The 25,598-nt window shown below is 69.7% G+C and carries 24 protein-coding genes and 3 pseudogenes; 18 read left to right on the forward strand and 9 right to left on the reverse strand.

The window, feature by feature from the left end; translation table 11 throughout:
• The first annotated feature begins 147 nt into the window (after window positions 1-147).
• The 3 genes from AVL59_RS20020 to AVL59_RS20030 are packed head-to-tail and all read left to right on the forward strand — an operon-like array spanning window position 148 to window position 4,099.
• Window positions 148-834, forward strand: coding sequence for a FadR/GntR family transcriptional regulator (locus AVL59_RS20020; RefSeq protein WP_067306302.1), 687 nt, complete (start codon window positions 148-150; stop codon window positions 832-834).
• Window positions 831-2,270: a hypothetical protein gene (locus tag AVL59_RS20025; RefSeq protein ID WP_237281566.1), complete on the forward strand. Its 1,440-nt coding sequence runs from the start codon at window positions 831-833 to the stop codon at window positions 2,268-2,270. Before AVL59_RS20020 ends, AVL59_RS20025 begins: the two co-directional genes overlap by 4 nt.
• Entirely contained in the window at window positions 2,267-4,099 is a 1,833-nt protein-coding gene (locus tag AVL59_RS20030; protein WP_067306303.1) for a GMC family oxidoreductase, read from the forward strand. Before AVL59_RS20025 ends, AVL59_RS20030 begins: the two co-directional genes overlap by 4 nt.
• A 101-nt stretch (window positions 4,100-4,200) precedes the next feature.
• Here the strand turns inward: AVL59_RS20030 and AVL59_RS53595 are convergent, their stop codons facing one another.
• The 3 genes from AVL59_RS53595 to AVL59_RS20040 are packed head-to-tail and all read right to left on the reverse strand — an operon-like array spanning window position 4,201 to window position 8,234.
• Window positions 4,201-4,311, reverse strand: a complete 111-nt coding sequence (locus AVL59_RS53595; RefSeq protein ID WP_208870408.1) for an ALQxL family class IV lanthipeptide — start codon at window positions 4,309-4,311, stop codon at window positions 4,201-4,203.
• Window positions 4,312-4,350: 39 nt separating this feature from the next.
• The gene (lanL, locus tag AVL59_RS20035) at window positions 4,351-7,080 is read right to left on the reverse strand and encodes a class IV lanthionine synthetase LanL (protein WP_067306306.1); all 2,730 of its coding nucleotides are present in this window, start codon (window positions 7,078-7,080) and stop codon (window positions 4,351-4,353) included.
• A 56-nt stretch (window positions 7,081-7,136) separates the two neighbouring features.
• Window positions 7,137-8,234, reverse strand: a complete 1,098-nt coding sequence (locus AVL59_RS20040; protein WP_335743747.1) for a radical SAM protein — start codon at window positions 8,232-8,234, stop codon at window positions 7,137-7,139.
• Window positions 8,235-8,487: 253 nt separating this feature from the next.
• On the opposite strand from AVL59_RS20040, the gene AVL59_RS20045 reads away from it, so the two are divergent.
• Complete coding sequence (locus tag AVL59_RS20045) at window positions 8,488-9,141, forward strand: IclR family transcriptional regulator (RefSeq protein WP_237281567.1); 654 nt, start codon at window positions 8,488-8,490, stop codon at window positions 9,139-9,141.
• Window positions 9,142-9,189: 48 nt separating this feature from the next.
• On the opposite strand, the gene AVL59_RS20050 is transcribed toward AVL59_RS20045, so the two are convergent.
• Entirely contained in the window at window positions 9,190-9,657 is a 468-nt protein-coding gene (locus AVL59_RS20050) for a PPOX class F420-dependent oxidoreductase (RefSeq protein ID WP_067306313.1), read from the reverse strand.
• Window positions 9,658-10,099: 442 nt separating this feature from the next.
• Between AVL59_RS20050 and AVL59_RS20055 the strand changes: the two genes are divergently transcribed.
• Window positions 10,100-10,402, forward strand: a complete 303-nt coding sequence (locus AVL59_RS20055; protein ID WP_159399959.1) for a hypothetical protein — start codon at window positions 10,100-10,102, stop codon at window positions 10,400-10,402.
• Between the two features lie 277 nt (window positions 10,403-10,679).
• A pseudogene (locus tag AVL59_RS54430) lies at window positions 10,680-10,772 on the forward strand (nuclear transport factor 2 family protein); the annotation flags it as partial.
• Window positions 10,773-10,917: 145 nt separating this feature from the next.
• Here AVL59_RS54430 and AVL59_RS20060 read toward each other — a convergent pair.
• Window positions 10,918-11,961, reverse strand: coding sequence for an alpha/beta fold hydrolase (locus AVL59_RS20060; RefSeq protein WP_208870410.1), 1,044 nt, complete (start codon window positions 11,959-11,961; stop codon window positions 10,918-10,920).
• A gap of 431 nt (window positions 11,962-12,392) precedes the next feature.
• Here AVL59_RS20060 and AVL59_RS20065 point away from each other — a divergent pair, with 431 nt between their 5' ends.
• From AVL59_RS20065 to AVL59_RS56845, 4 genes and pseudogenes are all read left to right on the forward strand, one after another.
• The gene (locus AVL59_RS20065) at window positions 12,393-14,153 is read left to right on the forward strand and encodes an alpha/beta hydrolase (protein WP_079146809.1); all 1,761 of its coding nucleotides are present in this window, start codon (window positions 12,393-12,395) and stop codon (window positions 14,151-14,153) included.
• A 25-nt stretch (window positions 14,154-14,178) separates the two neighbouring features.
• A complete protein-coding gene (locus AVL59_RS20070; protein ID WP_159399960.1) occupies window positions 14,179-14,514 on the forward strand; it encodes a hypothetical protein in 336 nt (111 codons plus the stop codon).
• The gene (locus AVL59_RS20075; protein ID WP_159399961.1) at window positions 14,511-15,089 is read left to right on the forward strand and encodes a hypothetical protein; all 579 of its coding nucleotides are present in this window, start codon (window positions 14,511-14,513) and stop codon (window positions 15,087-15,089) included. Before AVL59_RS20070 ends, AVL59_RS20075 begins: the two co-directional genes overlap by 4 nt.
• Window positions 15,090-15,394: 305 nt before the next feature.
• A pseudogene (locus tag AVL59_RS56845) lies at window positions 15,395-15,487 on the forward strand (helix-turn-helix domain-containing protein); the annotation flags it as partial.
• Window positions 15,488-15,519: 32 nt separating this feature from the next.
• On the opposite strand, the gene AVL59_RS20080 reads toward AVL59_RS56845, so the two are convergent.
• The gene (locus AVL59_RS20080; protein ID WP_208870608.1) at window positions 15,520-16,173 is read right to left on the reverse strand and encodes a response regulator; all 654 of its coding nucleotides are present in this window, start codon (window positions 16,171-16,173) and stop codon (window positions 15,520-15,522) included.
• A gap of 11 nt (window positions 16,174-16,184) precedes the next feature.
• On the reverse strand, window positions 16,185-17,327 hold the full coding sequence (locus AVL59_RS20085; RefSeq protein ID WP_208870411.1) for a sensor histidine kinase: 1,143 nt from the start codon (window positions 17,325-17,327) through the stop codon (window positions 16,185-16,187).
• 110 nt (window positions 17,328-17,437) lie between these two features.
• On the opposite strand from AVL59_RS20085, the gene AVL59_RS20090 reads away from it, so the two are divergent.
• The 3 genes from AVL59_RS20090 (at window position 17,438) to AVL59_RS20100 (ending at window position 19,580) form a co-directional block, all read left to right on the forward strand.
• Window positions 17,438-17,620 (forward strand): hypothetical protein, encoded by a 183-nt coding sequence (locus AVL59_RS20090; protein WP_067306330.1) that lies wholly within the window; start codon window positions 17,438-17,440, stop codon window positions 17,618-17,620.
• Window positions 17,621-17,688: 68 nt separating this feature from the next.
• A complete protein-coding gene (locus AVL59_RS20095) occupies window positions 17,689-18,591 on the forward strand; it encodes an ABC transporter ATP-binding protein (RefSeq protein WP_067306333.1) in 903 nt (300 codons plus the stop codon).
• Window positions 18,588-19,580: an ABC transporter permease gene (locus AVL59_RS20100; RefSeq protein ID WP_067306336.1), complete on the forward strand. Its 993-nt coding sequence runs from the start codon at window positions 18,588-18,590 to the stop codon at window positions 19,578-19,580. The genes AVL59_RS20095 and AVL59_RS20100 overlap by 4 nt, the downstream gene beginning before the upstream one ends.
• Before the next feature lie 118 nt (window positions 19,581-19,698).
• On the opposite strand, the gene AVL59_RS51405 is transcribed toward AVL59_RS20100, so the two are convergent.
• Window positions 19,699-20,772: an IS630 family transposase gene (locus tag AVL59_RS51405; protein WP_107407372.1), complete on the reverse strand. Its 1,074-nt coding sequence runs from the start codon at window positions 20,770-20,772 to the stop codon at window positions 19,699-19,701.
• A 140-nt stretch (window positions 20,773-20,912) separates the two neighbouring features.
• On the opposite strand from AVL59_RS51405, the pseudogene AVL59_RS56045 reads away from it, so the two are divergent.
• The 3 genes and pseudogenes from AVL59_RS56045 to AVL59_RS20120 form a co-directional block, all read left to right on the forward strand.
• Window positions 20,913-21,410 (forward strand): annotated as a pseudogene (locus AVL59_RS56045) (cupin domain-containing protein); the annotation flags it as partial.
• Between the two features lie 72 nt (window positions 21,411-21,482).
• Complete coding sequence (locus AVL59_RS56050) at window positions 21,483-21,809, forward strand: helix-turn-helix domain-containing protein (protein ID WP_335743777.1); 327 nt, start codon at window positions 21,483-21,485, stop codon at window positions 21,807-21,809.
• Between the two features lie 235 nt (window positions 21,810-22,044).
• Window positions 22,045-22,839 (forward strand): SAM-dependent methyltransferase, encoded by a 795-nt coding sequence (locus tag AVL59_RS20120; protein WP_067306340.1) that lies wholly within the window; start codon window positions 22,045-22,047, stop codon window positions 22,837-22,839.
• Between the two features lie 215 nt (window positions 22,840-23,054).
• On the opposite strand, the gene AVL59_RS20125 is transcribed toward AVL59_RS20120, so the two are convergent.
• Window positions 23,055-23,582: a transglycosylase SLT domain-containing protein gene (locus AVL59_RS20125; RefSeq protein WP_067306342.1), complete on the reverse strand. Its 528-nt coding sequence runs from the start codon at window positions 23,580-23,582 to the stop codon at window positions 23,055-23,057.
• 985 nt (window positions 23,583-24,567) lie between these two features.
• On the opposite strand from AVL59_RS20125, the gene AVL59_RS54435 reads away from it, so the two are divergent.
• A complete protein-coding gene (locus AVL59_RS54435; protein ID WP_237281568.1) occupies window positions 24,568-25,092 on the forward strand; it encodes a hypothetical protein in 525 nt (174 codons plus the stop codon).
• 74 nt (window positions 25,093-25,166) lie between these two features.
• Window positions 25,167-25,598 carry a hypothetical protein gene (locus AVL59_RS54440; protein WP_237281569.1) on the forward strand — a complete coding sequence of 144 codons (432 nt, stop codon included), beginning with the start codon at window positions 25,167-25,169 and terminating at the stop codon, window positions 25,596-25,598.

Genomic DNA, 25,598 nt, shown 5'->3' on the forward strand with positions numbered 1-25,598 from the left:
CGGAGTCGAGGGGGCGATGTCCGGTTTCCTGTCCGGTCTCCGCCGCAAGTGGCGGGGCGGGAACGGCGATTGACCCTGCCGCGGGCGTTGACTTGCCGGACGCATATTGGTTGAGTGGCTCATCCACTGAGCCACTGGGAGGACGGCGTGGAGGCACTGCCCCGCGAAACGATCGTCGATGTGCTGGAGAGTCGTCTGCGTGAGGACATCCTCACCGGACGCCATCCCGCGGGCAGCTACCTGCCACCCGAGCGCACCCTCGCCGACGGCTACGGTGTCACCCGCACCACCCTCAAGCACGCCTTCGGGCGTCTCATGCAGGCCGGACTGCTGGAGACCCGGCACGGCGTCGGCACCCGGGTGCGGGACTACCTGCGTCTGGGCGGCGCCGACCTGCTGCCCATGCTCGTACGGCACAGCCCCGACTGGATCGGTGAGGTCTTCGAAGTACGGCACAGCATCGGCGCGTTGATCGCGGAGCGCGCCGCGGCCCGGGGGACCGCCCGGCAGCGGGCCGAGCTGCGCACACTGCTCGCGGCCGTCGCCGACGCGGGCGACACCGACGCCGTACAGCTCGCGGACATCGAGGTCCACCGGGCTCTGGCCCGCGCCACCGGCAACCGCGTCTACGTCCTGCTGACCAATACCCTCTTCAACGCCTATCTGCCGGTGCGCGCCGCACTGCAGGGACCGTTCACGGATGCCCACGTGGCCCACGGGCGCCTGGCCCCGGTGGTCGAGGCGGTGGCGGCCGGTGACGCGCCGGGCGCCCGGCGGGCCGCCGAACAGTACCTGACGGCGACTGAACGGATCATGCTGGAGGGCCTCGCATGAGCGCGGACACGGCCTCACGCACGGCCATGAGCAGCGGCCGGAGCGCTCGCGGCACCGAGTTCAGGGAGACGATGCTCGGCACGCTGCGCCTCGACGACGAGGACCGTACCCGCAGAGTCCGACTGGATCTGACGGTCACGGCGGACCGCGTGATGCGGCCCCTCGGCACGACCGAGGCCCGCGCCACCGGCCGGATACGGGTCGCCGGCTGGGCGGACGACCCGTGCGCCGAAGGCGAGTTGGAGATCTCGCCGCTCGCGCGACGCAGGATCCGCTACCGCATCACCTTCACCGCCGACGGCCGCCGGCTGACCCTGGACGGCTGGAAGTCCGTCACCCCGCGCAGACCCGTGGCCTCGATGACCGTGCTGCCGTACACCCTCTACGAGGACGGTGCGCGGATCGGCACCGGCACCCTCCGCTTTCCCGTCGGCACACAACTTCTCCCGTTCCTTTCGAGTTTCCGCTTTCCGCGGCGGGAAGATCCCGCCGCGTTCCTCGTGCCCCGCTGGTGCGGCGAGCCGGGCCGTACCGAGGTCTGGTACACCACCGTGACCGACCCGGACACCGGCTGCGGACTGTGGCTGCACCACGAACTGACCGCGCCGGCCGACGGATCCGCACCGTACGCACACGGCTGGGCCGCGGTTTTCCCCAAGGACGGCCCCGTGCGGCACGCCCGCTTCGGCCCCGCCGAGTGGACCCTCGAAGCGTCCGGCTTCAGCGCCGACGGGGCCACTGCGCGGCCCGGACGCCTGACCGGATCGGCCGAAGGCGGCGCCCTGCGCTGGGACCTGGCCGAACGGCCCATGGACGAGCCGCTGTTCACCTTCCCCCGGTGGTCCTGGCGCCGGCCCCTGCTGCCGGCCGCCCAGATGCTCCCCGCCGCACGGGCCCGCTACGACGGCACCTTCGTCCATGACGACACGACGCTGACGCTCACAGCGGCCCCGGGCGCCTCCGCCCGGATCTACGGACACGGCAACGCCCGCCGCTGGGCCTGGCTGCACGCCGACCTCGGCGGCGGGGACGTACTGGAGATCGTCGCCGCCGTCTCGATGCGCCCTGGCCTGCGCAGACTTCCGCCCCTGGTCTTCCTCCGGCTGCGCCGGCACGGCCGCGACTGGCCCCGCCGCCCCGAGCGGCCGGCGCTCGGCTGGGCCGGAGCGGGCCGGTTCCGCGCCGCCATCGGCCTGCCCACCTGGACCGTCACCGGCCGCTGCGGCCTGCGCCGGATCCGCGTCGAGGTCACCCAGCCCGCCGACCGCACCCTCGCCCTGGACTACACCGACCCCGACGGCCGGCACGCGATGTGCCGCAACTGCGAACGCGCCGACACGCACGTCCTGCTGGAGCGTTGGTGGTGGGGCGGCTGGCGCACGGAGGCGGAGTGGAGCCTCGACGGCACGGCCCACGCGGAGGTGGGCACACGATGAGTCTCCAAGGCCTCGTGGCCGCCCTCATCGCCGACGACGGCACCGCCGACTGGCCGCGACGCGTCCCCGCCAGACTGGACACCGTCCTCGCCACGATGCCCTTGCCGGCCCGGGTCGGCATACGGACGGCGGCGCACGCCGTGAACGCGTACGCCATGGCCCGCACCGGACGAACCCTGGGCCCGCTCACCGCGCCGGAACGGGAGTCCGTACTGGGCGAGTTGACCGCACGGCCCGCCCTTCTCCCGCTCCTCGACGTGCTCAAAGTGCCCGTCCTGCTGGCGGCCGGAACGGAGCGGATGCTCCAGGACGGTCCCGCACCGCGCGGCCTCCCGCGCCAGGACCCGCCCCTCGACCTGACGCCCGCATCCGCCTGGCCCGCGCGCTCCACCGCCGACGCGGTGGTCATCGGCTCGGGGGCGGGCGGAGCGATGGCCGCCCGGACCCTTGCCCGCGCCGGCCTGGACGTCGTCGTCCTGGAAGAAGGACGGCACCACTCCACCGAATCGTTCGGCCGGCGTACGCCGCTCGACCGGTTCACCGAGCTCTACCGGGACGGCGGAGCGAGTGCCGCCGTCGGCAGCCCACCGCTGCTGCTGCCGGTGGGCCGAGCCGTCGGTGGCACGACCGTCGTCAACTCCGGCACCTGCTACCGCACTCCGGACCACGTCCTGGACCACTGGAGCAAGGACTTCGGCTTCACGCTCGCCGACGACTTCGAACGCCGTCTGGACGAGGTCGAGCGCACCCTGCGGGTGGCCACCCAGCCCACCCAGGTCCTCGGCGCCAACGGCCGTATCACGCTCGCCGGTGCCCGCGAACTCGGCTGGCGGGCCGCGCCCCTGCGCCGCAACGCGCCCGGCTGCCAAGGCTCCTGCCAGTGTGTGGTGGGCTGCCCGACCGGCGCCAAACAGAGTGTGCAGCTTTCCGTGCTGCCCGACGCCTGCGCCGCGGGGGCCCGTATCGTCACCGACGCGCGGGTGGAGCGCATCCTCGTCGACACGGACCGGCCCGGAGGCCCACGCGCCGCGGGGGTGCGCGCCCGCGGGGCGGACGGAGGGTTCGAAATCCTCGCGCCCCTGGTCGTCGTCGCGGCAGGCGCGCTGCAGTCACCGCCGCTCCTGCGCCGCTCCGGTCTCGGCCGACACCCTCGCCTGGGCCGCAACCTCAGCGTCCACCCGGCCACGAGCGTCGCCGGACGCTTCGCCGGACCGGTCACCGCGTGGAAGGGCGTGCTGCAGAGCGTCGGAGTGGAGGAGCACCACCCGGAAGGCATCCTCATCGAGGCCACCGCCACCCCGCCCGGCATGGGCTCGTTCATCCTCCCCGGACTCGGAGGCGAGCTGCGGCGCGAACTGGAGAGCGCCGACCGTCTCGCCACGCTCGGCGCGATGATCGCCGACCGCCCCTCCGGCAGCGTTCTCGGCCGTGACCGCACGCTGGTCCGCTACGACGTGGACCGCCGCGACGCGGACCGACTGATCCGGGCCGTTCGCGCCATGGGCGAGCTGCTGTTCGCCGCGGGCGCCGAGGAAGTGCTCACCGGCATCCCCCGCACGCCCCGCGTACGCAGCCTCCCGGAACTGGACGCCGTCCTCGCCGGCACGAGCGTCCGGCAGCTTCATCTGTCGGCCTACCACCCGACCGGGACCGTAGCCGCGGGCGCAAGCTCACAGCACTTCCCGGTCGACCCGGAGGGCCGTCTGCGCGGAGTACACGGAGTGCTGGTCGCAGACGCCTCGGTGCTGCCCAGCTGCCCGCAGGTGAACCCCCAGCTCAGCATCATGGCGGCGGCCCTGGCGATCGCGGAGCTGCATCTCCGGGAGTGAGAACGGAGCGGGGCGGCTCCCTGGACGGTACGGCGACGCGTCGGCCCTCTCCCGGGGGCTTTCCCGGCGGAGGGCCGACGCTTGCCGGCCGTGCGGCGTGCTCAGTCCTCCGCGGACGTCGAGGTCCACGGGCAGGTCCACGTGCACGGGTAGAGGCCCGTCTCGGGCTCCTCCTCCTGCAGGTGCTGCAGGGCGTTCACGTCAAACTCCATCTGTCTCACCTCCCTCCGGATCCGGTCTGGTCTCCTGGTTCACCTGGCCGTGTCGCGCTGGTCCGGCCCGGTGAACGTCTTGGGCAGCCACAGGCGGGGCCCGCCGTGCCGCAGCCGCAGCAAGAAGGCCAGTACGCCGCCGAGGCCGGTGCCGTAGTCGGTCGTCACCGCCGTCCCGGTCTCGTCAGGGGCGAGCACGCGCCCCTCGCGGACGGTGTGGCGGGCGTGGATGGCGAGGGCGAGTTCCTCGGCCCAGCGGGCGTAGCGCGGTTGCTCGCAGGCCTCGGCCATGTCGAGCAGGAACTCGCCGTCGCCCGCCAGCCCGTGGCAGTGGGAGGTTCCCGCCTGCCAGCGGGAGCGGCGGACCGCGACGGCGGCCAGCTCGGCGCCCTCCCGCACGCGGGCGTCCTTGTCGTGCTGTGACAGCCGCAGGAGGAAGGTCCCGATTCCCGAGGAGCCGCTGCACCAGTTGGTCCTGCGTGCCCCGCCCGAGGGCCCGGCGGTCCAGTAGGCCGCGCCGTCGTCGTGGCGTGCCGCCGACACGAGCGTGCGCGCGGCTTCGCCCGCGAGCTCCAGATACCGCTCGTCGCCGGTGGCCCGGCCCGCGGCGAGCAGGAACGCGCCCGTGCCCGCGACGCCGTGGGCGAAGCCGTAGTGGACGAGCCCGGCGAGGTGGGACGGCCAGTCGCGCGGGACGGGCCACAGGAGCAGTCCGTCGCGGCGGACCGCCGCGGCGGCCACGGACTCGGCGGCCTTGTCGGCCCTGCGCAGGAAGTCCTCGTCGCCGGTGGCCTCCCAGAAGCGGAGCTGGGTCATGCCGGCCCCGGCGGAGCCATGACAGATGTCCGGATTGGGCCAGCGCAGCGACACCCTTCGGGCCAGGTCCGCGGCAGCACCGGCCAGCGCGTCGTTCCCGAGGACCTCCGCGCTGTCCAGCAGGGCCCAGGCGGTACCGGAGCGGCCGAAGTGCAGGCCGGGCAGCGCACGCGGCTCCCGCCCGACCCGGCCGACGATCCAGTCGGCGGCCGTGCTGACGGCCTCACGCAGTTGCGGACCGGGTTCGGCGCCCAGGGCACGGTTGAGCACACTCAGGAGTCCCGCGGCGCCGTGCTGGACGTTGAGGGGGTCGCTCGTGGCGCCGAACGATGACGGTGGCCAGAGCCGGTCGGCTTCGGGGGTCATCGTCGCCAGCAGATGCTCCAGGACATCGTCGGTCAGCTGCTTGAGTTCGCTTCCGGTCGGTCCCCTCGACGCCGGTGGGAGCATGGGAGGGGACTGTGGCAGGGGTTGGCCGGCCAGGGCGCGCCGGACCTCCGTGAGACCGGGCCGCTGTTCGGGCTGCTCGTGGAGCAGGGCGAGGACGAGCGGTGCGAAGCGGCGTGCGGTCGGGTTGTCGCGGCACAGGCTCTCGAGGAGGCTCGCGATCCGCCGGCGGAAAGGGCGCGCGGGCGGATCGTCGGGGGCGAGCAAGGGGTCCACGCCCGTGACCAGGTACAGCAGTGTGGCGCCGAGGCCGTACAGGTCCGCCGTGAGGCCGGGGCAGCGGTCGACGGAGCGGGCGTCGGCCTGTTCGGGCGCCGCGTAGCCGGGCGTGTGCGCGTGCACCACGCGTTCGCCGGGACGGGCGAGGAGTTCGAGGTCGATCAGCCGTAGCTCGTGGTCCTCGGTGACCATCACATTGTTGGGGTTGAGGTCGCGCAGGACGAAGCCTTCGCGGTGGACGAGTTCCACCAGGCCGACCAGCCCGGCCGCCAGCCGCTCGGCGAGCGCGGCCGTCAGACCCCACTCGCCGCCGTCGCCGTCGTCGTGTGTGAGGTTCTGCGCCACCCAGTCGCGGAGGGTGAGTCCCGCGATCGCCTCTTGGACGAGGAACAGATCGCCCTGCTGCTCGAAGAGGGCGACCGGCCGGGGTGTGCGGCCGAAGGACGCGAAATGCTCCAGCATCGCCGCCTCATGGCGCCGCGCGTCGCGGACGTCTTCCCCGGTCGCGGTGGCCTCGGTGTGGGGACGTGCTTGTTTGACGATGACACGGGAGCCGTCTCGTTCGTCGGTCGCACGGTAGACCCCGCCGGTGAAGGCGTGGCGGACGACCTCGTGGACGACGTAGCGGTCGTCGAGGCGCACCGGTCGGGCGCCGGCCCTGTCAGGATCGGGCGATGCGGGCCGCTGTCCGGTGAACGGATCGCGCGGCGCCCACGACGGCGGGCAGAACCAGGCCTCACGCCGGTCCCGGTCGAGGGAGCCGTCCGGTGCCATCAGCATGGCCTCGTACGAGGCCTCGTTCCCGAGCATGGGCACCCCGTTGAAGGCCCCGAAACGGTAATGCACCAGGCTGCCCGGCCGGTACGGCCGGTCCGAGAGGATACCGGGACCCGGCAAGCCCTCGGTGGTGAGGTGCAGTTCGTCCGCGAGCGCACGCAACCGGTCGTCGTGACCGTCCGGATAGACAGTGATGAATTTGCCTCCGCTGCCCCGGTCCGTACGGCGGGAGCAGAGTTCTGCCACGCGGGCGAGAGTTCCGGCGAATTTGAACGGCAGGCGATGGGCGGCCAGGACATCGGCCGCACGCGCCAGTACGAGCGGGGCGGACAACGGTGTCGCAGAGATATGGAGTTTCCATCCCTGAATACGTGACGGCACATCAGGCAGACGCACATGGCACCAGAAAACGCCCGGCCTGATCTGCCAGTCGTTCGGTTCATGACGAGCGAGAACGGAACGGACGCAGTCCACCAGCAGTGAACTTTCCGCAGTGGGGCCCGATTTCATGGGCTCACCCCTTCATCCGGTACCAGCAGCGTGGGCGAGGAATCGGCGAGAACGCGTCAGCGATACGCGGGGCGCCGGCCGATCCTGGCGCCGTCCTCGACAGTGCCGAAATACTGGTCGATGCGTCGCGCGGCCTCCGCCCATTCCCGCATGGTGCGCACCGGCCTGAGCGTTTCCACGACGAAGGGATGACTGCGTCGGTCAAGGGCCCGCTGCCACAGGACGTCAGGGTCCTCGTCCAGCATGTTTCCCACGGTGCCCTCGTAGATCGGCATGGCCCGCACCGCGCCGTCCGGTTCCACCTGGAGAACGGGCAGAGACCGGCCCCGGGCGAGGTCGTCGGGGTGCATCAGCAGCATGCGGTTGTCCTCGATGGAGATGTCCAGCGTGTCCGGCGCGAGGGATCGCAGGCGCGTGAGCTGCCCGGAACTCGCCGTATCGCGGACCTGGTCGTCCGTGAGAAGCTCGAGTTCGGCGAATCCGGCCCGGTTGGCCAGACCGGAAGGCACCGTCACTCCGAAGATCAGATGCCGCATCGCGGGAAAGCGCGGCGCGATGTCCGTGCAGAACGCCTCAAGTTGATGGATGTTGCTCCGCATCAGTGAGCAGTCGATCCCGAAGGTGGCGATGGCTCGACCGCGCGCGGTGAAGTCCTGGGAGGCCTCGTCGAGGAGGGAGAGCGTCCTGATCGCACGCTCGAAAGACCGGGCACGGCCCCTGATCCGGTCGTGCACATCGGCGGTGGCACCGTCCAGGCTCACGGCGATACGGTGGAAGACGTTCAAGAGGTCCGCGGCCAAAGCCTGGTCGACGTTCCACCCGCTGGTGTAGAGCAGTACGGCGATGCCCGCATCCGCGATGCGCCGGGCGACGTCGAGCAGGCCCTTGACGAGGAGGGGCTCACCACCGGTCAGTGCGATGCCCATGGGGCGCATGGCAATCAGCGCATCGGCCACTTGGAGCATGCGGTCGTGGTCGAGCTGCCGAGACGGTCGGCGCCCGGATTCCGAGTAACAATGCACACAGCGCAGCGGACAGGAATAGGTCATGTCCCAGATGACATCAGTGGGCCCGTTCGGCGTACTCATCGAATAGTCCCCTCCCGCACATTCCCGTTCGCCCAACGGCGCCAGAACCGCTCGGGAATTGACCATAGCGGCGCCCAGGACGGCTCACCGAGACACATTCCGCTGAGCGGAACAAATGGCGGGGAACGGCCGTACATTCCCGGCCACACGTACCCGACCAGCAGGTTTACCCGGCTGACATCGTTCGTCCATCGCCATTGCTTTGACTGGCTTCTGGAGCGGAAAGGGGGTTGGCCCCATGGCTGGACAAGGGTCGGCAGACCGGAAGGCCGGGGAACCGCCGTTACCCGGACGAAGCGTTCTCGAAGGCGCGTTCGCCTTGCTGGAGGCGCTGGCGGACACGAACGAGGCGGGTCTGGCCGCACTGGCCGCGAGCAGCGGCCTGCCCAAGACGACCGCCTACAGGCTGCTGGATCAACTCGTCGCGCTCGGTGCCGTCGAACGCCAGGGCACCCGCTACCGGACAGGGTCACGGATGTTCCGGCTGGGGCGTGGATGGCAGCCACACCCTGGGCTGCGGGCCGCGGCCCGGCAACCGCTGCGGCAGCTGGCGGGCGCGACCGGCGCGAGCGTGTGTCTGTGTGTGCTGCGGGAGGGCCGGACCATGGCGGCCACGGGAATCCCCGGGATCGTCGACGAACTGGCCCCCGTGCGAGCGGGCGCGAGCTGGCCATGGACGACCGCGGCGGGAAGACTGCTGGTGGCGATGGGGCCGCAGGCGCTCCTGATGGGCCCGCTCCCGCCTTCCTGGAGGCGGCAGTCGGCGGACATCCAGGAGAACGGGGTGGCTGTGGACCGCGAGGAGCTGGTGCCGGGGGTGTGCTGCGTCGCCGTGCCCGTGGCGCAGCCGCGCGGCCAGGTCGTCGGCGCCCTGTGCGCGATGGTCGAACCCGAACGGGATCTGCGACGGCTGACGCACATCGTCACACAGGCGGGCCGGACGATCGGAGCGGGCCTGCGTCAATCCTGCTGAGGGCCGCGATGCCGGTCCTCACGCCGCGGCCTTACGACACCCCGTGCGTCAGTACGTCCTCCGACCGGGTGCGGGCGGGTCCTCCGCACCGGGTGCACCCGGGGGAAGGGGCTCGACGCCGACCACGTGCCGCACCTTCGTCGGCTCGACGAACACCACGACACGTCGTTCGCCCGGGATTCCCCATTCGAACCGCTCGGTACCGACGTACTTGACCGCCAGCCGGTCCATGTTCCGGTCCGCCTCCGGTCCCTCGACGAACCGGACGACCCGGCCGCGGATCTGGACGCGGTCGTAAGGGTCGTCCTGGTGCGCGTGGGACAGGCACACGCGCGGATCACGCCGGAGGTTGCGTTCCTTGACGCGCCCGACGGCGGTGTTGAAGAAGACCAGATCGCCCTCCAGACCGACCCACATCGGGCTCACATGTGGCGCCCCGTCTGCATCGACCGTGGCGACGTACCAGATGTTCGGGACTTCGATCCTCTCGCGGATGTGCTTCGACAGAGCAGTCATGGGACCGTCCTGCCCTGCGACGACACCGGCCAAGCCCGGCGGGGCTTGCGAAGACTCACTTCGGGTTGTCGGCGTGGGTCAGGGTCTCCCGGGCCACGAAGCAGCCATCCGTACCGGTGGGACGGCGTGCCTCGGTGGGGCGGCGGGTGCTTGCGGACGGCGGCTTCCGCCGTGATCTGTTCCCAGTTGCCGTTCGTCCGTACAACCAAGGTTGGGGCGGGAACCGCTACCGCCCTCGACGATCGCGCGGGTGTTGTCTGCCGACGGCCGGCCCTGTCCGGTGTGAACATGCCCACTGCCGTTGCGGACCTGGAGCGCGGTCCGGCCGCAGGCCCTCTTCGACTGCGGCGAAGCTCTCGCCCAGAACCGGAAGGAATCCGTCATGGCTCTGTCCCGCAACCGTCGTCGGCCGTCGACGTCTCGGCTCGTGACCGTGGCCGTCGTGATCTTGCTCAGCGTCGCGGGCTGGTACACGTTCTCGGGACGGGGCGCGGGGTGGCTGCCCCAGGACAGCTGGGGGCCGTGGAGAGAGAAGAGAGTGGAGAACTGGTCGGTGCGGATACGGGTGAACTCGTGGAGCGACGCGGCCGAAGCATACGTACACATCGGCAAGGCGGAGGACTTCACGATGAAGGCGTACGGCAGACCGTCCACCGCCACCACGGTGATGGACGGCACCCGCTTCACCCTGACACCCGGCGGCGAGGTCACCGGACAGCGGTCGCGGGAATACGGAGCGAGGTAGCAGCTCTCTCACCAGACGACCGGCCGCTTCACGCCGCTGCACGACACATGGCGGGCCGGCTATGAGGCAGACGATCCATGAGGAGCACTCATCACGAACTCGTGCACGGCGTCTGTGAAGAGCGCTGGGCGGGCGTGGTGGACCTGTACGCGGAGCAAACCGATGTCTCCCACCCTTTCCACCCGCTGGGGGCACCGCCCATGCGCTCCCGCGAAGCGCTACGAGCCCATTTCGGCGGGCCACAGCCATCCCCAGGCCCGACCCTGCGGCGCCGGCCGACGCAGTCGTACTCGGCGAGATCCGTCAGACGGCCCGCTCCACCGGACGCGCTCATCGCGCCAGGTTCGCTTTGCACTTGACTGTCCAAGACGATCGCTGACGCAACCCGCGAAGTCAGCCGTCACGACGACTCGTTGACGGCCCACGAGACCCGCGTTGCTTGCGGGAGGCTTGAGCCTCCGTGATCGCGATCGACATGAGGGCGCGCGCGTGGGCGGGGTTGGGCGGGGCCCGGACTATGCGGAGCGAGCGGCGAGTGCCTCGACGGCCACGGCCACCTGGCGGGGGTGGGAGACCAGGGTGAGGTGGCGGGCGTCGGGGATGAGGGTAGGGGGTGGTGCGCCGATACGTCGGGCGGTCTGCTGCGGGGTCTGGGCACTGAACACGTCGTCCCGCGCGCCGAACACGACCGATTTGGGGATGCGCAGGGCGGAGAGTTGGGCCACCTGGTGGGCGGGCAGACCGGGCACGCCCTGGCCGAGCATGCTCCACAGCGCGGACTCGGCACCCTGCACGCGCAGCGGCCGACGCCATTGGTCCAGTCCCGCGGCGTCCAAGGGCGGGCAGGCGGGGCCGCACTGGGCGTCGTACACGGAGCGGATCAGCGAGTCGGCGCCGAGACCTAGCCGCAGCAAACTGGTGCGATACGGGTCGAACAGCACGTACTTGAGACCCGGCGGGGGACCGGCGCCGGTGTCCAAGGCGTCTCCGTCGAGCAGCATCACGCTTCCGATCCGCCCCGGGGCGCGCAATGCCGCCTCCGTGACGACGGCGGCTCCGCTGGAGTGCCCCACCAGCAGGGGGCGTTGGTCCGGTCCGCCGAGGTGCATGGCCTTGAGGAAACCCAGCAGTTGCCGGGTGAAGTGGCCGACGGTGTAGGGGCCGCGGCGCTGGCTGTAGCCGTCTCCGGTCAGGTCCAGTGCGTACACCCGGTGGTCGTGTGCGAGGAGCGGAGCGAGTCGTGACCAGGTGTCCACCTGCTCGAAGGCACCGTGGACGAGGACGATGGGCGAGCCAGTCGTGCCCCAGGTCCGGTAGCGGGTGCGTATGTCGGCCGCCTGGACGTAGCGCAAGCCCCGGGGAGGCGCTGCGCGTTGTGCCGTGCAGGCGTTGAAGACGAACGAGGCCGTTGTGAGGACTGCCAGCAGGACGGCACAGCCCAGCGCCAGGCGTCGCAGCCACCGCCTGATCCGAGGGCGCCGCCGCGGTGGTGTGCCGTCCATGGCATCGGCATCCGGTGGTGCGGGGTCGAGTGACTCGGCCCGGGGGTGGGCACCCACGTCGGCCTCCTGTCCGTTCTGGCCGGCAACCCCGGCGGCTGTCACAGCAACACAAGCGGCGACCGGCCACAGAATTCGCGTGCCTCCGCTCCTGCCCTCCAGGATCTCGCGACGCAGGACCAGGATCATCCGCCGGGGGTTGTCACCACGCATACTCCGCTGGGAGTAACTCCCTGCCTCACTGGCGCTGACAGGAGCTGATGGGCATGGGACTGTCGGCTTGCGTGGTCGTGGGGCGAGGCAGTCGCGGCCGTGGACCGTGTCGGACGAGGCAGGGGCATGGGGCGAGTCCTCGCACACGGTGACGGTGGTTCGGCCATTTGGCCGTGGTCGGCTCGCGCGCGTGGCCGGGCCGCGGTGCCGTTGCCATGGATGCGTGCCCACGTCCAGCGGGGAAGGGCGTCCGGCGCTCAGCCGTGGAAGGACAAGGCATGCACATATCTGGACCGACAGCGGGCCGTCGGGTTTGTGCCGCGGTCATCGCCGCGATGGTGACCTGCTCGACCGCTGTGACCGGACAGGACCTCGCCGCGGCCGGAGGTACCCCCACACCTTCGGTGCCCGCCCCGAAGCTGGACTGGAGAGCCTGCGTCCAAGGCAGCCCGTTCGACTGCGCGACCGCGAAGGTGCCGCTGGACTACGACAACCCACGTGGTCGCACCATCGAGCTCGCAGTCGTCAAACGGAAGGCGACCGCCCCCGGTCGACGCATCGGCACCCTGTTCTTCAACCCCGGCGGACCCGGTGGGCCAGGAACGGTCCAGATGCCACAGAATTACGAGTCCTTCCCGCGCGAGGTGCGGGAGCGGTTCGACATCGTCAGCTGGGACCCCCGTGGGATCGGCAGCAGCACCGCTGTGAACTGCTTCGCGAGCCCCGAGGAAGCCGCCCACTGGAATGCGAGCAAAGCGGCGGGCTTCCCGGTGGGCGAAAGGGAGCGGGCGGCCTGGATCGCCGCGTACAAGGACCTGGCCCGGCGCTGTGAGCGGCGTGACCCCGAGCTCCTGCGTCATGTGTCGACCGCCGACACCGCTCGCGACCTCGACCAGCTCCGCCGGGCGACAGGAGAGCCACACCTCACCTACCTCGGGATCTCGTACGGCACGTTCCTGGGCGCCACCTACGCCAATCTCTTCCCGGGCAAGGTCCGCGCCATGGTCCTCGACAGCGACTGGGACCCGCAGGCCTGGACGAATCACGCGTCCGACAACGCCCCCCGGCTCACGACATTCCTGCGGGTGGGCTCGGACCGCACCGCGGCAGCGACCCTGGACAGGTTCCTCGCCCTGTGCGGGTTCACCACCACCGCCCGCTGCGCCTTCTCCGCCGGCAGCCCGAAAGCGACCCGGGACAAGTTCGACCAGCTGATGCAGCGGCTCCGGAAGCAACCCGTGGGTACGTCGACCTATGCCCGCACGGTCGCTGACGCGGTGACCAGCCTCTACATCGTTCACCCGGGGTGGACGGACCTCGCCGGCAGGCTGCAGAACCTGTGGCAGGGCCGCGTCCCGAAACCGTCCCCACTACCGCACGCACCACCGGTCCCGCACCCGAATCCGTACTTGGGCGAGGAACAGGCCACCGCGGTGTTCTGCGGCGACAGCCCCAATCCACGTGACCCCGGTGTCTACCACGCTCTGGAGGAGGCCGGCGCCGCTCGTGCGGGTGATGCCGGACGCTTCTGGACGTGGGCCGCCGAGGGGTGCGCCACCTGGCCGGCGGTCGCCGCCAACCGTTACCGCGGCCCGTGGAACAAGCCCACGGCGCACCCCGTCCTGGTGGTCGGCACCACCTACGACCCCTCCACTCCCTACACAGGCGCGCAGGCCATGGCCAAGGAACTGGCCGACGCCCGCCTGCTCACCCACGACGGATACGGGCACACGGCACTGATCAACCCCAGCAACTGCGTCAAGGCCCACGAGAGCCGCTACCTCATCGACGGCACCCTCCCGCCGGTCGGAACCACATGCCGACCGGACACGCCGCCCTTCCCCGCACCCAAGCCCAGAGGCGGCGTCGCCGCCGGCGGTGGCGGGATGGCGGGCGCCTCTTATGGGAGTGGAGAGTTGGGGGCTACTGTCGTGGCTGTCGTGTGCGGACCGACAAGGGGGTCGGCGAATGCTGTCGGAGGCGTTGGCGGCACTGGCCGCAGCCGGTGGAACCGCTGTGGTGCAAGCCGCAGGCACTGATGCGTGGGCTGAGGTGCGGCAGCGCGTGGCACGCTTGCTGGGGCAGGGTAGCCACGAGGGTGAGCTCGATGAGTTGCAGCGACTGGACCGTACCGCTGCCGCCGTGGTGGCAGCGGGCGAGGACGCCACGGTGATCCGAGAGGCAGCGATCTGGCAAGTTCGCTTCGAGACGCTGCTGGAGCGCCTGGACGGTGCCGAGCGTACCGACGCCGCTGCGGAGCTACGGGCGCTCGCTGATCGGATCAGCGCTCGAAGCCGCACCGGCGGGGGAGTCCTGTCAGGCAACGTCTTCCACGGCCCGACTGCGGTTCAGACGGGCAACGGTAACCGCCAGGACAATCGCTTCGACGGCGGATCATGACGGTCTCTCAGGGCAGCGCGCCTGAGGAGGGTACGCCGCATCACAGCGAGTTCCATGGCCCGGCCGCGGTGCAGGGCGGGCCTCATGGAGTTCAGAACAACCACTTCCACGCGCCGGCGCGGGCGGGCAGGGCTCTCCCATGGAACAAGGTCCTCTCGACACTCAAGAACGTCGTGCTGAGCGTGGTGGTTGTGGCTGGTCTCGTCTGGGGTGCGGCCTGGTGGCTGCACCGCCATCATGAGCAGCAGGCGCGGGTCGACGCGACGCGTTCGGCCTGCCGCCAGGCGTACCGAGCAGATGACGTGTACCGCGACTCCACTCTCTCCACCCACTCGTTCAGCGAAGATGTGGCGCCGTCGCGGGAGCTCGCCCGGCGGCTCAGGCTGGCGGCAAGTGCCAGCTCAGACCCCGAGATCAAGAGAGAGATCCAGACTTACGCAGGTGACATGGAGGCTTGGGCGGACGCCACCGAGCGGGGCGACGACGCCGACAGGAACACCGCGACTATCCGCAAAATGGATGATCAAAATGCATTGAACCTGGATTGCCGCAAGGTCTTGGGCGATGACGGCTGAGGACCTCCGAACCGCGGATACCGACTTCTTCCTCGGTGCGCGCGGCAGCCGGCAGTGGTCCCCCTCAGGTAGAGACCGGGTGCGGCACAAGGCCTGAGCCGCTCCAGCTTGCACCCCTGTGAAGCCGGGTTGACCGAATCGGTGCTCCCACCACATGGTGGTTCCCGAGATCGTTGAGGGGTCGGAACGGCACTGTGCCCAGGGGAGCGGGATGACGCCAGTCGTGTTACTGACTTCGGCGTCTCAGGGTCTGTATCTGTGTCGGGACCGGTGACTCGGTTTGTCCGAGGTGGTACGCCGAAGGCATGCGGTATCCGGACGGGGGCGGGCTGACCGGCGAGCAGCGCAAGCGCCGGGAAGAGGTACGGATGCGGGCCGTTGACCTCTTCGATACCGGCCCCAAGACGCCGAAATCAGGTAACCATCAAGTTCAGGACGGTCGTTGGGCGTTGTCCATGAGTCGGCTCTCCCAGGCCCAGGCCGCGATCTCGACTCGATTGCGGACCTGAAGCTTGTTCTGGATGGTCGCCAGGTGGCTCTTGACCGTGCTCAGCGAGATGAACAGCTCGGCGGCGACCTCCTGGTTGGTGCGGCCTCGCGCGATGGCCCGGATCACTTGCGTCTCACGCTCCGAGAGCTGCTGCGCCGGCTTCGGCACGGTCGTCCTCCAGGCTGGCGCGAGGTTGCGCAGCAGCCGCAGCGTGATCGACGGTGAGATGAGGGCGTCGCCGGCGTTCGCCGCGCGGACCGCCTCGACCAGCAGGGTCGGCCCGGCGTCCTTGAGGACGAAGCCGACCGCCCCGGCGTGCAGCGCGCCGTAGACGTACTCGTCAAGGTCGAACGTCGTGACGACGACAACTCGTAGAGGGTCCGGCACGCCCGGCCCGGCCAGGGCGCGGGTGACCTCGATGCCGTCCAGCTTCGGCATCCGGATGTCGATCAGGCAGACATCGGGGCGCAGCCGCCGGGCGAGGTCGACCGCCTCGGCGCCGTCGGCGGCTTCGCCGATCACGGTGATGTTCTCCTGGTCCTCCAGGATGAGCTTCAGGCCGCCGCGGATCATCGCCTGGTCGTCGGCCAGCATGACCTTGATCGTCACCGGCCCTCCTTCAGGAGAACCGGTACTTTGGCGAGCACCGACCAGCCGGCTCCGGGCCCGGGCCCCACAGTCAGGGTGCCGCCGAGCGCCTCGACCCGCTCGCGCATGCCGATCAGGCCGAACCCGCCCTTCGGCAGGTGCCGGGTATGACCCGGGGGCGCGTCGTCGGTGATCCTGACGGTGACGCCGGCCGGGTCCTGGGCGATGTCGACGGTGGCCGAGCGGGCGTGCGAGGCGTGCCGGACGATGTTCGTCAGGGATTCCTGGACGATCCGGTGGACGGTGGTGGTGACCTCGGGTGGCCAGGGCCTCTGGTTCTCGGGCAGCCGGAGCTCCACGTCTGGTCCGTGCCCCTGGAACCGCCGGACGATCTCAGCCAGTTGCTCCGGGCCCGGCGTGGGGGGAGAGGTGGTGGCCGCGTCGTCGGTGTCGCGCAGCAGGCCGACCACACGGCGCATGGCGGCCAGCGCCTCGCTGCCGGCCTCCTCGATGCCTGCCACGGCCTGGTCCAGCATCTCGGGCTGCCGTTTGCCCACGATCCGCGTGGCCTGGGCCTGCACCACGATCCCCGTGATGTGGTGGGCGACCACGTCATGCAGTTCCCGGGCCAGGGTCAGGCGCTCGTCGCGCCGGATAGCCTCGGTGGCCATCCGGCGCCGGTAGTCCAGGAAACGCAGGCCGAGACCGGTCCCGAGGGCGAGGACCCAGACATTCGTACCGACCCGGACCGGAGTGCTGGGGGCGTCTGTGGTCAGCCAGCCGACCGTCATCAGCGCGAACCCGGCAGCGGCGATTGCAGCGGCTTGCCGGCTAGGCAGCGCCCGGATCGCGGAGCCGCCGAGGACCAGCAGCGCCAGCACTGCGCCGGCGCCCGGCTCGCCGGGCAGGTGCGTGAGCCTGGCGAAAAGACCGGCGCCGCCCGCGATGGCCAGGCCGATGGCCGCGGCCCAGCCCCGATGCCGAGCGCGACCGAGGGCGACCAGGCACACTGCCAGGCCGACCCCGGTGTCGAAGGCCCAGGGGCGGCCCTGGCTCATGTACTCGACGGCCATGAAGAGGAGCACCGCGGTGAACACGACCCCCAGGGCCGTGTTGACTGCGGCTTTCGGTCCCCAGACCGGTCGACGTGCGGTGTTCACCTGGTTGACGCTACGCGATGGTCGGCGGACCGCCATACCGGCCGAAAGTACGAGCCGGATGGTTCTTACGGCCGGTGCGACGGCTGACGCCTGTTCAGCATGCTGCGGACATGGCTGATCTCATCTCTTCCGCTCCCCACGTCCTCGCCGTCTCGGCGCTGGCCGAGAAGACCGTGCGGAGTCCTCTGCTGTACGCCTGGTGGGCCCTCAATCTGATCGTCCTCGCCGGGGTTGGCTACGCCGTCTACTGGAGCGTCAAGAAGTGGCGCGCTGGACGAGGGGCGCGCGGGTGACCGGGTTGCCGTCGCCAGGACACGGGATCCACATCCTCACCACTTCGCCACCTCGATCGAGGAAACACATGACACCAGTACTGGAAGCCGTGAAGCTTGGTAAGCGCTATGGCCGCCACCAGGCGCTGATGGACTGCGACCTGAGCATCCCCCAGGGGCGCGTGATCGGCCTGGTCGGTCCCAACGGCGCCGGAAAGTCGACGCTGCTCAACATGTCGTGCGGGCTGATCCAGCCCACCTCGGGCACGATCCGCGTGCTGGGCGCCGAGCCTGCCGCAAGTCCGGCCCACCTGGCCAAGGTCGGCTTCGTCGCACAGGACACACCGGTGTACGCCGATCTGTCGGTCGCGGACCACCTGCGCATGGGCGCGAAGCTGAACCCCCGTTGGGACGGGCCGCTCGCGCAGCGGCGGATCGCCCAGATCGGACTGGACCCGAAGCACAAGGCGGGCCGTCTCTCGGGGGGCCAGCGTGCCCAGCTCGCCCTGACCATCGCGGCGGCCAAGCGGCCCGAGCTGCTGATTTTCGACGAGCCCGCCGCCGCGCTCGACCCGCTGGCCCGCGCGGGCTTCCTGGACAACCTGATGGAGTTCGTCACCGACCTGGGGGCCAGCGCCATCCTCTCCTCGCACGCGCTCCCCGATGTGGAGCGGGTCTGCGACTACCTGATCGTGCTGGCTGACTCCCGGATCCAGGTGGCCGGCGATGTGTCCGGACTGCTGGCCGACCACCACCGGCTCATCGGAGGCCGCCAGGCCATCGGCGAGCTGCCGGCCGGCGTGGAGGTGATCCGCGTCGAACACGCCCCGTCGGAGAGCACCGCGATCGTGCGTGCGGATCAGCGGCAGTTGGCCGGCGGCCCCTGGAGCGTGGAGACCCTCGATCTGGAGGAGCTGGTCCTGGCCTATATGACCCGGGCGAACCAGGCCGCCGCCCAGCCCGCCCCGACGGTTATGGAGGCACAGCGATGATCTGGCTGACTTGGCGCCAGTTCCGCGTTCAGGCGCTGGTGGGCCTCGGTGCCCTCCTGTTGCTCGGGATCTATCTGGTGATCCTCGGCCGGCAGATCCACAGCAGCTACGACGACATGCTCGCGCACTGTACCGGCCACGGCAACTGCTCCAGCACACTGGGCACCTTCGCCGACCACTACAGCCTCCAGGTCGACCTGCTCAGCTACCTGCTGCTGGTGGTCCCCGGCATCATCGGCATCTTCTGGGGCGCTCCGCTGATCAGTCGTGAGCTGGAGGCCGGAACCCACCGACTGGTGTGGAACCAGAGCGTGACCCGCAGCCGGTGGCTGGCGGTCAAGCTGGGGGTGGTCGGCCTGCTGAGCACGGCCGTGGCCGGGCTGTACAGCCTGCTGCTGACCTGGGCTTCAGGCCCGGTCAACACCGTCTTGAACAACCGCTTCGAACCGGTGCTGTTCGCGTCGCGAAACATCGCGCCGCTGGGCTATGCGGCCTTCGCCTTCGTGCTGGGGGCCACCCTCGGGTTGTTCGTCCGCCACACCGTGCCCGCCATGGGAGCGACCCTGGTGGTCTTCGGCGTGCTCCAGATTGTCGTGCCCACCGCGATCCGGCCGCACTACGAATCGCCGGTCCGCACCTCGGTACCGCTCACCGCACAGCTGATCAGCGGCCTGACAAAGATCGGCACCTACGGCGACATCGGCGGGCTGCGGGTGCCCGGTGGGCCCTGGGTGGTGGAGACCACCGCCATGCTCGACTCCAAGGGCAAGGAGGTCGGCCACACTGCACGGTTCCAGGACTGCACCAACCACAAGTCGCTGGCCGAGATGCCGAGTTGCCTGGCGAAGGGCAACCTCCACGTGGACGTCTCCGAGCAGCCGGCCGGCCGCTACTGGACCTTCCAGTGGCTGGAGACCGCGATCTTCACGGCCCTCGCCGGGCTACTGGCCCTCCTGAGCTTCTGGCGGATCCGCAGCCGGCTCAACTGACGCCAGCGCGGCTGCGGAATCCTCTGTCGCCAGTGCCTTCACGCTCGTCTCCTGGGCCAGGGTCGGTTCCGTACCCGGTTACTGAACTTGACGGTTACCTGATTTCGGCGTCTTGAGGTCAGTGCGGTCTTTCGAGAATGAGGCCGGCGGCTTCGAGGAACCCGCCGAGGACGCCGTGCCGGTACTGCAACGCCTTCAGTCGCCGGCGGAGTATAGTCTCCAGCTTGGTGAGGGTACGGGCGGCCAGGTTGGCCAGGCTCCGTTTGATGTGCGCCCACAGGGCCTCCACCGGATTCAGGTCGGGCGCATACCCGGGCAGCAGCACCACAGTCACCCACTCGCGCGCCGCCGCGAGCGCCTTCATCGTCTTCGAGACGTGGGTGCTCAGCCGATCCCACACCATGATCAGCGGGGCCTTGAGCAGGTGGTGGGCGCCGTCGAGCAGGTGGATGTAGTCCCTCTCGCTGAGCGAGCGGCGCTCGCCCTTGCGGCCGGTATGCCGGCGCAGCCGGTAGCACAGGCGGGCGGGCAGGCCAGGTCGGTAGCACAGCAGCCCGGCCACCGAGAGCCGTCCCCGGCTGCGGCCGGACACCTTGACCCTCGGTGTGATGCCGCGTCGGCCCCAGGTGCGCCCCTTGTGCGGACGGCCGGTCACGCCCGCTTCGTCCTCGAAGCAGATCCACGCCCCGGCCGTCGCCCTTACTGCTTTTACCTCCCGCCAGGTCACCTCCCGCCACGCGGCGACGGCTTCCTCGTCGCGCTCGGCGGCGGGTCTGTCCGGCACCTGCACGCTGTAGCCCATACGGTGCAGCAGCCGGGTCACCCCGGAGACGCTGTAGGAGAGGTGGAACTTCCGCCTGATCAGCCTGCCTACCCGGGAGGCGGTCCACACCTGGTCGTCGCTCCAGCCGTGCGCGGCCAGCCCCTCGTCGAGCCACATCGCGAGCTTGGCCTGCAGGTGCGGGCCGAGCCGGCAGTCGCAGCCGGAGGGCCCCTTGGAACGTAACTCCTCGCGTCCGCCCGTCCTCCAGACGCGGCGCCACTGGTAGACCGACTTCCCACTCACCCGTAACTCCCGGGCGATGCGCTGGACTTCGATGGCCTCCTCGAAGAGGTCAACAGCCCGCATCCGTACCTCTTCCCGGCGCTTGCGCTGCTCGCCGGTCAGCCCGCCCCCGTCCGGATACCGCATGCTTCCGGCGTACCAGTGCGGACGCACCGCGTCACCGGTCTCGACACAGATCCAGACCCCGAAACGCCGAAGTCAGTAAGTACCGAAGGCCGGCTCCAGCTGACAGGTTCGCCTGGTGGCTCGAGTCGGCCACCGGAACACTCCTGCCGAATATCCTCACCAGCGATCACGCCGATGACTTCCGAGCCGAGTTGCTCACCCTTCCGGCAGGCGTCGCGTCCGTCTCTTTCTTCGCCTGTCCCTCACTGTATTCACGCCGCACCCCACAGCTGATCCGCCGCAGTGATCCGGAAGTGGTCCAAGTCGCGATCTGCCTGCGCCAGACGATAGGAGTGTCCCAACGACGGCAGGAAGCCGTAATCCAGGCCGGCGAACTCTTCGTCTACGACACCTCGCAGCCCTATCAAGCCTGGATGTCAGGCAATGGCGATATCGCTCGAATGGGCGTCGTGCACATCCCAAGGAACGCGCTGCCCCTTCCAGCGGCAGGTATGCAGAGAATCTTGGCACGCCCACTGTCGGGCAGCCGTGGAATCGGAGCGGTACTCACCTCGTTCCTCGCGTCCTTGGCCTCGCAGGGCGCGACGCTCAACGCCTCTGACCTCGCGCGCCTGGGCGGGGTGACCGTGGACCTGGTGACCACCTATCTGGCACACCACATCGATGCCCTGCAAACCGTACCCGGCGAGAGCCGCCAACGCGCCCTGCTGATGACGATATACACGTTCATCGAAGCTCACCTGCACGATCCGGACCTCGCTCCGAACACGATCGCCGCCGCCCATCACATCTCCTTACGCCAACTGCACCGACTCTTTCAGCAGGAAGACACCACCGTCGCCGCATTGATCCGCTCGCGACGTCTGGATCACTGTCGCCGGGACCTGGAAAATCCCACGCTGCAACACCTGCCCATTTACGCGATCGGTGCTCGCTGGGGATTTGCGGACGCTGCCGGGTTCAGCCGTTCATTCCGTGACACTTACGCAGTGACGCTCGGTGAGTACCGCCGTGCTGCGTACACCAGCCGGGCGTAGATGCGTTGGCACGTGCCGCGATCACGTCGAGATTTCCGTGCGGTCATTCAGAGTCTCGCTCGCGGTTCACCACCGCCGTTTTCGTGCGACCGTGGCGGCACCGGTTGCAGCGATCCCTTCCCACTGCCGCGGTTGCCACGGATCTGCACGACCTGCTGCCCGCTCAGGACATCGACGCCCCGTACGCTCTGGTGGCGCACTCCCTCGGGGTTACAACCGGCTGACAGGAGCACCCATGTCAATTGAACGCCCGCGCATCAATAGCAGCGTGCCGCACTCCGCCCGGATCTGGAACTACTGGCTGGGCGGCAAAGACTGCTACGAGATCGACCGGCAGGTCGGCGACCAGATTGCCGTCGCCAACCCGGCGATTCTCGACACCGCCCGGGCGCAGCGGGCGTTCCTCGTTCGAGCGGTCGAGTACCTCGTCCGCGACGTCGGCATCCGCCAGTTCCTGGACGTGGGTACTGGACTGCCCACGGCTGACAACACCCACGAGGTCGCCCAGCGTCTGCGGCCCGACGCGCGGATCGTCTACGTCGATCACGACCCGGTCGTCCTGGTGCACGCCGCGGCGCTGCTCACCAGCGCGCCCGAGGGCGCGACGGACTACATTGACGCTGATCTACGGAACCCGGACGGGATTCTCGAACAGGCCGCCAGAACACTGGACTTCACCCAGCCCGCGGCTTTGATGCTGCTGGGCATCGCCGCGCATGTCACTGACGACTCCGTCTACGGCATCGTCGAACGCCTGGTCGACGCCCTGCCGTCCGGCAGTCACCTCGTATTTTGCGACAGCACCGACGTCATCCACCCCGAGCAGCAGCGCGCCATGGTCGAGCAGTGGAACGAGGCGAGCGACAACCCTCGCGTCAATCGCAGCCCTGAGCAACTCGCTCGCTTCTTCGACGGCCTGGAGTTACTGGAGCCCGGCCTGGTTTCGACGTCCCGGTGGCGCCCCGTGCCGAGCGGCGCCGAAGAGCCCGCTGAAGTCGACAACTTCGGCGGCGTGGCGCTGAAGCCCTAGGCAGAACCGCTCTGCCGAGTCGTGGTCGTCAACTCGCTTCAACGGTGGCGTGTGTCCGGTGGACTTGAGCTGGAGCGGCGCCGACCCCTCTCCACGGACGGGTCGGCGCCTCCGGTGGCACCCGCTTGAAGGACTCCCCCAACGCATCCGGCACCGAGCGCTCGACGATCCCCGAACCGGCAGGTCGTCGAGCGCGTGCCTGGTGAGCAGGCCCCTTAGTAGGCGGAGTTGACGTTGTCGATGGAGCCGTAGCGGTGGGCGGCGTAGTTGGCCGCCGCGGTGATGTTGGCCACCGGGTCGGTCACGCTCTTGGCGGTGCCGGAGACGTGGTACGCGTTGAAGGTGGGGTCGATGACCTGGAGGAGACCCTTGGACGGGGTGCCCTTCTGAGCGTTGACGTCCCAGTTGTTCTGGGCGCTGGGGTTGCCGCCCGACTCGCGCATGATGTTGCGCTTGAGGCCGTCGTAGCTGCCGGGGATGCCCTTGGACTTCATGATGTCGAGGGACTGCTTGATCCAACCGTCGAGGTTGTTGGCGTAGCCGGCGTTGCTCTTGGCCGTGGTGTGGTCGCTGTTCGTGGAGGCGGTGGCCACGGTGGAGGTGTTCACCTGGGTTGCTTCGGCGGCCTGTGCGGAGGTGGGCATCAGCGTCAGGGCGGCGGCCGCGGCGCCGGTGGTGGCGATGCCGGTGAGGGTGAGGGTGCGCAGGCGGGCGATGCGGTTGGTGCGGGTGATCGTGGCCATGGGGAAGGGACTCTCCTGTGGGGACGTTGTAGGGGTGCCAGCCGGACCGGGGTCGGTCGCGATGGCGTTGGGGCGGGGCCCCGTGCTGCGGGGCGGAGCGGGCGGGTCTGGCGGTAACCGCCCGGTCCGTCTCGTGGCTCCCGGCAACGAGAAACATGGTTAGCGGTGGGTGGGGCGGGGCGCAATGATGTGACGTACTACCCGACTACGGAGGAATGTCCAGAATGTGCCCTTCTGGGGGTTTTCCGCCCTGGTCGGGGCGGGGTGGTTCTACTATCCGCGGTAGGAAGTGATTTGGGTCCTATGGGTGGCGTCACGTCTTCCAGCCCTTTTTGGGCGTTATTGAGGACCCTTGCGGGCGCTTGCGCCCGACTCTTGGTGTCGTGGATTCGGGGCTGTGAAGTGTGGGGTGGCGGCGGGCCAGGGGTGTGGTCGGTGCAGGGGGTGTGGCCTGCTCTCGCCTGTGTTCCGGCGGGGGCGCACGCCGGTCGAGGCCTCCGGGGATGCGGAGGGGCCTTCCCGTGCGGGTGCCAGTCGCTGCCGCGATGTCGGCCATGGCGAGGTCTCCGACTGCTCTCGCGGCAGGTAAGGGGGGCGCCGTCGGTCCTCTGGATCACGGTGATGCCGCGCTCTCGCAGGGTTTGCCCCGAACGTGCCCCCACTTCTTGTGAAGCGGACCCGGGTCCGGATTGTTGAATCGGACCTGTGGTCCGCATTCTGTTGGAATGGAGGGCGGTCATGTCCGCACTGATCCCTGCGCCTACCCCATGCCGCCCCCGGGCGACCTCGACCCGGCGACGATCACGCTGCCCTTCCTCCAGAGCGTCCGCGCGCACGCCCTCGGTATCGGAGGAGACGGCACCGTCTGGACCCGGAATGAACCGCCCCATCGCCGCGAGGGTGGACCGCCGCGTAACCGAGCCCATCCAACGCGTCACCGGCCTTCCCGCACGTACTTTCCGTGCCGTCATCGAAAGGGAGATGGATGAAACAGTTGATGTTCCACGACGATCAGCAGTTCTGGTTCGAGACTCTGCGCAATCTCGGGCTGGCCGTCTACGGGGGCTCGGACGTCGGCGAAGTCGTCGCCACGGCCTCCCGGGTCACCTCCGGCGACCACGACGGATGGCACGACGCCTGGCTGTCCACCGCCGAGCGCCTGGAGGCCGAGGCACACTCAAGCCGTCCCATCAGCGCCCGCGACGGACTCCTGCGCGCCTCCACCTACTACCGGGCGGCCGAGTTCTTCCTGCACGGCAACTCCGACGACCCGCGCATTGACCACGCCTACGAGCGCGGCGTCGCCTGTCTCCGTGACGCCATCGCTCACCTTCCCGGCGTCACTCCCGTGGAAATCCCTTATGAGGGCACCGTGTTGCACGGCTACTTCGCATCGCACTGCTCGGCGTCAGTCTCGGCGGCTACCTCGCCCCTCGCGCCGCGGCCCATGAACGGCGCCTGGCCGCTGTCGTCGCCCTCGATGGTGTCTTCGACGCCGTCTCGGCCCTGACAGCGCACCTGCCGCTGCCGCACGACGAGGCGGTCCTGCGCGCGGCAGCCGCACGTGACGAGGAACTGGACCGGATGATCGCCGACGCCCGTGAACAGAGCCCGACGCCGCGCTGGGCCTGCGACCACGGCCGTTACGTCACGGGGACCCCGACCGACCGTGACTTCCTGGCCGCATACGCCCGCTACAACTTCAATGACGGAAGCGCCGAGAAGATAACCTGCCCCGTCCTTGTGTGCGAGGCGACCGCCGACCTGTTCTGCTCCGCCGACGAGGAGTCCGATCCGCGCAAGCTGTACCGGCATCTCATCAGCGCCGAAGAAGCTCCTCGGCTTCACCGAGGAGGAAGGCGGCGACGCCCACTGTCACCCCGGCGCCGTCCGCCTGGCGGCGGCGCGCATCTTCGACTGGCTCGACGAGACCGTCTGAAGCCGCGCTCCATCGCCCATTCGACCGATCGGCCGGAGTCGATGACGCGTAGGGCGAAGGTTCTGAACGGGACTTGA

The sequence above is a fragment of the Streptomyces griseochromogenes genome (genome assembly GCF_001542625.1).
Classification (GTDB): domain Bacteria; phylum Actinomycetota; class Actinomycetes; order Streptomycetales; family Streptomycetaceae; genus Streptomyces; species Streptomyces griseochromogenes.

Excerpts from the sequence above, each read along its gene's own strand:
- AVL59_RS20025 (WP_237281566.1), top strand. The coding sequence starts at position 831 with ATGAGCGCGGACACGGCCTCACGCACGGCCATGAGCAGCGGCCGGAGC.
- AVL59_RS20030 (WP_067306303.1), top strand. The coding sequence starts at position 2,267 with ATGAGTCTCCAAGGCCTCGTGGCCGCCCTCATCGCCGACGACGGCACC.
- AVL59_RS53595 (WP_208870408.1), bottom strand. The coding sequence starts at position 4,311 with ATGGAGTTTGACGTGAACGCCCTGCAGCACCTGCAGGAGGAGGAGCCC.
- lanL (WP_067306306.1), bottom strand. The coding sequence starts at position 7,080 with ATGAAATCGGGCCCCACTGCGGAAAGTTCACTGCTGGTGGACTGCGTC.
- AVL59_RS20040 (WP_335743747.1), bottom strand. The coding sequence starts at position 8,234 with ATGGTCAATTCCCGAGCGGTTCTGGCGCCGTTGGGCGAACGGGAATGT.
- AVL59_RS20050 (WP_067306313.1), bottom strand. The coding sequence starts at position 9,657 with ATGACTGCTCTGTCGAAGCACATCCGCGAGAGGATCGAAGTCCCGAAC.
- AVL59_RS20065 (WP_079146809.1), top strand. The coding sequence starts at position 12,393 with ATGCACATATCTGGACCGACAGCGGGCCGTCGGGTTTGTGCCGCGGTC.
- AVL59_RS20075 (WP_159399961.1), top strand. The coding sequence starts at position 14,511 with ATGACGGTCTCTCAGGGCAGCGCGCCTGAGGAGGGTACGCCGCATCAC.
- AVL59_RS20080 (WP_208870608.1), bottom strand. The coding sequence starts at position 16,173 with ATGCTGGCCGACGACCAGGCGATGATCCGCGGCGGCCTGAAGCTCATC.
- AVL59_RS20090 (WP_067306330.1), top strand. The coding sequence starts at position 17,438 with ATGGCTGATCTCATCTCTTCCGCTCCCCACGTCCTCGCCGTCTCGGCG.
- AVL59_RS20095 (WP_067306333.1), top strand. The coding sequence starts at position 17,689 with ATGACACCAGTACTGGAAGCCGTGAAGCTTGGTAAGCGCTATGGCCGC.
- AVL59_RS20100 (WP_067306336.1), top strand. The coding sequence starts at position 18,588 with ATGATCTGGCTGACTTGGCGCCAGTTCCGCGTTCAGGCGCTGGTGGGC.
- AVL59_RS51405 (WP_107407372.1), bottom strand. The coding sequence starts at position 20,772 with ATGCGGTATCCGGACGGGGGCGGGCTGACCGGCGAGCAGCGCAAGCGC.
- AVL59_RS56050 (WP_335743777.1), top strand. The coding sequence starts at position 21,483 with ATGACGATATACACGTTCATCGAAGCTCACCTGCACGATCCGGACCTC.
- AVL59_RS20120 (WP_067306340.1), top strand. The coding sequence starts at position 22,045 with ATGTCAATTGAACGCCCGCGCATCAATAGCAGCGTGCCGCACTCCGCC.
- AVL59_RS20125 (WP_067306342.1), bottom strand. The coding sequence starts at position 23,582 with ATGGCCACGATCACCCGCACCAACCGCATCGCCCGCCTGCGCACCCTC.
- AVL59_RS54435 (WP_237281568.1), top strand. The coding sequence starts at position 24,568 with ATGAAACAGTTGATGTTCCACGACGATCAGCAGTTCTGGTTCGAGACT.
- AVL59_RS54440 (WP_237281569.1), top strand. The coding sequence starts at position 25,167 with ATGATCGCCGACGCCCGTGAACAGAGCCCGACGCCGCGCTGGGCCTGC.